We start from the raw sequence: 1,259 nt of genomic DNA, 5'->3' as shown, positions 1-1,259 counted from the left end.
CTGACGCTCAGGCTCACCGAGTTCTGGCCGCCGTCAAAAATCACCCGCGTGCGGTCCAGGGCGATGGCCGCCTGGGCGGAAAATGATGACACCAGCGTAAAGAACACGCCGGATGCCACCAAACTGTGTTTACAGATAAATGCGGCAGAGAAATTTTTAGCCTTTTTCATAAAAACCTCGAATCAAAAAAAAAAGAATAAACATGGCTTATTCAAATGACATTAAAAATAATCAACGCACTGCCAGAAAAATCACCTGAAATATCCTTATTTAACTCTGACGCATCGACAGAGACGAATAGATTGACGCTACCAGAATAGCCAACCTTGACTAACACATCTTTTTTATTGCTGCCACCAGACGAGTCAACTGACAACCTAGCCTTAATCTGCTGGTTATTCTGATGGTTAGTCAAAACAATGTTACTGCCGCCACTTCGACTGGTATCGGTAAATATAATTCGCCCCGTCCCCTGCGTTTTAGCATCTCCATCGCACGACAACGATGCCGTAACACTTGCCGTCTTTGACTCCTGACTTATCACACCCAGATCAATCTCATCGCGGCTTAACCCCGACACTCGACAAAATATACTCACCGGTGGCAATGGCTCTAACGGGGGCGCTGTCCCTTCATCAGTCGAGGCAATCGTGACTGCAGACCCCGCACTGAAATCAAGCCAGACTTTAGGTTCGCAGTGTCCACCGAGGCCGGGGGAGGCAGCCTCAAACCTCCCCCTCATGGGTAGTTTTTCTTTAATTATCTTATTCATCTCATCAATGCTGTACCAACGATTATTACCTACAAGCGCCAGATTCTTAGCTGAGGTAATATCTTTATAGCAATTTCCCGTCGCATTATTTTTATAAAGAGTTAACAGACACCAATACTGTGAGGAACAATAGATCCCAAATGATGGATGTATAACCGCACTACCCTCACTGCCGTCCAACACCACGCGGGTAAAATTATAATCAGTCGTCGGTTTGCCGTTAAACCAATACCAATCAGAAAAACCGCCTTCAACAACAGCGCCATAACATACTTTGCTTATGAAAACAGATAAAAAAACAACGATCAATGATATATTTTTTCTGCCCAATTCATTCTTCCTTCATATTTGCTGATTGATGGCACGGCAACAGCAAGGTATTCATCAGCATCTCCGCCGGCAGCGGGCTTGGCATGCGCACTTCACACTGCGCCGCCCCGCCCCAGCGCACCGTCATCGCCTCGCCGGCGTTGATGCCGCTCAGGTA

Annotated in this window: 1 protein-coding gene and 1 pseudogene; both read right to left on the bottom strand. The window is 46.9% G+C overall.

Annotated elements, in window-relative coordinates; genetic code table 11:
* Nucleotides 1-137: pseudogene (locus AC6BYQ_RS28340) on the bottom strand (molecular chaperone); the annotation flags it as partial.
* A 74-nt stretch (nucleotides 138-211) separates the two neighbouring features.
* Entirely contained in the window at nucleotides 212-1,102 is an 891-nt protein-coding gene (locus tag AC6BYQ_RS28335; protein WP_498057914.1) for a hypothetical protein, read from the bottom strand.
* Nucleotides 1,103-1,259: the final 157 nt, after the last annotated feature.

The organism is Serratia sp. LTN-2 (genome assembly GCF_059740205.1).
The sequence above is the reverse complement of the archived record's forward strand: the minus strand, read 5'-3'. Positions and strand labels throughout refer to the sequence as shown.